General features: G+C 44.7%; 3 protein-coding genes. 2 read left to right on the top strand and 1 reads right to left on the bottom strand.

Annotated features, from left to right (window positions below):
• Nucleotides 1-2,173, bottom strand: a 2,173-nt coding sequence (locus NTV63_01975) for a valine--tRNA ligase (GenBank protein MCX6709704.1), incomplete at its 3' end; no start/stop codon positions are given.
• Nucleotides 2,174-2,378: 205 nt separating this feature from the next.
• Between NTV63_01975 and NTV63_01970 the strand changes: the two genes are divergently transcribed.
• Nucleotides 2,379-3,674: a replication factor C large subunit gene (locus NTV63_01970; GenBank protein ID MCX6709703.1), complete on the top strand. Its 1,296-nt coding sequence runs from the start codon at nucleotides 2,379-2,381 to the stop codon at nucleotides 3,672-3,674.
• A 35-nt stretch (nucleotides 3,675-3,709) separates the two neighbouring features.
• On the top strand, nucleotides 3,710-4,156 hold a 447-nt coding region (locus NTV63_01965), incomplete at its 3' end, for a hypothetical protein (GenBank protein MCX6709702.1).

Here is a 4,156-nt window from a genome sequence, read left to right as displayed (position 1 = left end):
CGGGCCATCCTGAAATGGTTATGCTGTTTGCCTTTTCCTTTTCTGCAAAGAACTGCTGGTAAATCTCCTCTGTTATATGGGGAGTAATCGGAGAATAGAGTTTTATTATTGTAAGGAATCCTGTATAAAGAGCGTATTTTGCAGAGTCAATGCTCTTCTTTTCATACTTATCGCTGTTGTAGAGCCTGTCCTTCACTATTTCAAGATACTCATCGCAGAACTCATGCCAGAAGAAGTTCTCAACATCCAGCCTTACGCGGACAAATTCATAAGAGTCAAATGCCTCTGTGCAGCTCTTCACAAGGGAAGAGAGTTTTGAGAGAAGCCACTGGTCTATAAGCTCAATCTCCTTCGGCTTCCTGCACTCATAATCAGAAAGGTGCGGTATTGTGAATTTTGATGCGTTCCATAGCTTATTGACAAATCTCTGCCCTGCAACAAATTCCTTCTCATTGAACCAAACATCCTCGCCCAGTTTTGAGCTTGCCGCCCAGAACCTCAGGCAGTCTGCGGAATACTTGGATATCATTTCAAGCGGGTCAATAACATTCCCCTTGCTTTTGCTCATCTTCTTCCCGTGCTGGTCAAGAGCCCAGCCGTTAATCATTATGTCCTTCCAGGGAACCTCCTTGTTGTGCAAAAGCCCCTTGACAACTGTGTTGAAAGCCCAGAATGTTATGATGTCATGCCCCTGGGCGCGCAGGCTCATGGGATACATCCTGTCAAAAAACTTGTCATCCTCCCTCCACTTAAGGGCTATCTCAGGTGAAAGCGAGCTTGTAGCCCATGTGTCAAGCACATCCTTCTCAGGCTCGAAATCCTTTCCGCCGCATTTGGGGCACTCACCCTTCGGCTTGTCCTCAAGAGTGTCAACTGGAAGCGTCTTTTCATCTGCAAGGATTATCTCGCCGCACTTCCTGCAGTACCAGACCGGGAAGGGAACCCCGAAATACCTCTGCCTGGAAATGCACCAGTCCCACTGAAGCCCGTTTATCCAGTTTTCAAACCTTAAGCGCATGTGCTCGGGGTGCCAGCGTATCTTCTGCCCTGCCTCAATGAACTTGTCCTTCAGGTCAAGGTATTTTATGAACCACTGCTCTGTAACGAGGAACTCTATCTCTGTTCCGCATCTCTCATGAACATTAACCATGTGCTTTATCGGCTTCTGCGCAAAAAGAAGCTCTTTTCCCTTAAGGTCTGCAATTATTTTCTTTCTCGCCTCCTTTATCGAAAGCCCGGAATAAGCTCCTGCAGTTTCATTCATTGTGCCGTTCCTGTTTATTGCAATCTTAAGCGGAAGCGAATATGCCTTCCACCACTCCATATCTGTCTGGTCTCCGAATGTGCAGCACATGACTACTCCTGTGCCCTTTTCCGGGTCTGCCCTTGAATCGCCTATTATCGGGACAAAATAATCAAAAAGCGGAACCTTCGCCTTCTTCCCTATAAGCCCAGCATTCCTCTTGTCTTCAGGATGCACGAAAACTGCCACGCATGCAGGAAGAAGCTCTGGCCTTGTTGTTGCAATGTGAATTTTATTCCCGTCCTCAAGCTCAAAAAGAATCTCATTGAACTGGGACTCAATCTCCTTGTCCAAAAGCTCTGCCTGGGCAATTGCCGTCGTGCACTCGGGGCACCAGAGGGCAGGCGCGGTCTTCCGGTATTCCCTGCCCATCTTGTAAAGTTCCAGGAATGAGCGCTGGCTTGTCTTCCTGCACCAATCTTCAATGGTGTGATAGCTTAAGCTCCAATCGCATGCCATCCCAAGCGCCTGCCAGGACTGCTTAAGGGACTTCTCAACCTCGGATGTCTCCTTAAGGCATATTTTCACAAACTCTGAGCGCGGCATTTCAGTTGAGCGCTTTCCAATTTTCTTCTCAACAAACCGCTCTGTTGCAAGCCCGTTGTCGTCAAATCCGAAAGGGTAGAAAACATTTTCCCCTTTCATTATATGGTATCTTGCAATGAAATCCATCTGGCTGTATCCAAAGGCGTGCCCCATGTGCATAGCGCCTGAAACAGTAGGAGGCGGAGTGTCAATTGAATACACCGGCTTCTTGGATTTGGGATTAAACTTGAAAACCTCTTCCTTTTCCCAGAAGAGCTGCCATTTCTTCTCAGAAACACCTGCATTATAAGCGTCCTGCTTTTCATCTGATTTTTGCTTTTCCATTTTTTTCCGTCTTCATGAATATCCAATGCAACCGGCATTATGCCTTAAGCAGGAATATTTATATATGAACCCTGCGCTAGACAAATGCGTTTTAACTGAATTTAACAGCCTTAAAGAATGTTAAGGAGTGTTATGGTTCATTTAAAAACTTTTTGTAAAAGATATTTAAATTAAGGCGGGATTTAAGGAAAAAAGGTGGCTTTGCTTGGCTGAAAATGAAAGAATTGGGAAAGAAAAAGATTCTTCTGGGCAGCTTCCCTGGACAAGGAAATACCAGCCGAAAAAGAGCTCTGAAATTCTCGGGCAGGAAAGCCAGGTCAAGGCAGTAAAAAAGTTCATTGAGAACTTCAGGAATGAGAAAAAAAAGGCGCTTCTCCTCTACGGACCTTCCGGGACAGGAAAGACCTCGCTTGTGCATGCAATAGCAAGAGAGAACAAAATTGAAATTCTTGAGGTAAATGCATCTGACTTCCGCGGAAGCGAGCAAATCCAGTCAACAATAGGAAATGCCTCAAAGCAGGCATCCCTTTTTGCACGGGACAAAATCCTGCTTATCGATGAGGTTGACGGAATTTCGGGGCAGAATGACCGCGGCGGAATGCCCACTCTTGCAAAGATAATATCAGAGACATCCTTTCCTGTGATAATGACCGCAGGGTTCAAGGAAGACCCCCGCGAGATACACTGGGACTCAAAATACAGCACTCTCAAGACAAAATCAACTCTTGTGAGATTTGACAAAGTTGGAAGCGAGCACATATTTGCACTCCTTAAAAAAATCGCCGGGCTTGAAAACCTGAAGGTTGAGGATGAAATCCTCAAAAGGATTGCAAGGCACTCCGGAGGGGATGCAAGGGCTGCTTTGACAGACTTTGAAACATTTGCAGATGAATGCGTCGGAAAAAAGGGGAATGTATCGCTTGAAGAGGCAAAGTGCTTCCTTGAAACTCTTGGAGGGAGAAAGCTTGTGGAAAGCATGCCCTCTGCTTTGATAAAAATCTTCAGGTCAATGAATTTTGAGATTGCCTCATCTGCATTTGACTCAGTTGATGAGGACATTGACTCACAAGTGATGTGGATTGATGAAAACCTTCCAAAGGAATACCGGAATGCAGATGAGCTTAACCGGGCATATGAAATGCTCTCCAAGGCAGACATGTTCAAGGGCAGGATAAAAAAAAGGCAGTACTGGGGCTTCTTAAGAACCATAGGAATTCTCATAAGCTCGGGAATTGCTGTTTCAAAAGACAAAAAGCCGGAGCATTCTGCATCATACAAGCAGCCGGAAAGGCTTCTTGACTTCTGGAAGGCAAACATGAAATACCAGAAGAGAAAGGCAATTGCAAAAAAATTCGCAAAAAAGTCGCACTCCTCAGAAAGGGAGGCAACATACTCAATCCCCTATCTCAAGATAATCTTTCATAAAGACAGGAAGATGGCTGATAAAATCGCAAAGAGCCTTGAGCTTGATGAAGAAGAGATTGACTGGCTGAAAAGATGAATTATCCTGAATAAAAATTATTGAAGGTAAAAAAAATGGAAAATGACTTTTCATTAAGGGATATAACAAATCTCTCTTTGGAGATAAGCAATAGATTTGCAGAAGTTTCTGAACTGATAATAATCACAGCAGCTTCATTCCTCATACCGTTCCTTATCGGGCATCCGCAGCTGATTGTTGGGATTGCTGTAAATATTTTGCTTATTGAGTCAGCGCTTTATCTGAAGGATTACCGGCTTGCTGCGCCAATAATATTGCCGAGCATAGGAGCCCTTTTAAGGGCTGCGCTTTTTGGCGGCTTAACAAAATATCTGGTGTTCATGCTTCCCTTCATTTGGATTGGAAATTCTATTCTTGTGTTTGCTGTAAAGGAATTGAACCTGCTCATGAAAAAGAATTTTCTGCTGTCAGGCTTTTCAGGTGTAATCCTGAAATCCGGCTTCCTGTTTGCATCAGCATATCTGCTTTTCAGGTTCGGGCTT

The organism is Candidatus Woesearchaeota archaeon (assembly GCA_026394965.1).
Classification (GTDB): domain Archaea; phylum Nanobdellota; class Nanobdellia; order Woesearchaeales; family 0-14-0-80-44-23; genus JAPLZQ01.
The sequence above is the reverse complement of the archived record's forward strand: the minus strand, read 5'-3'. Positions and strand labels throughout refer to the sequence as shown.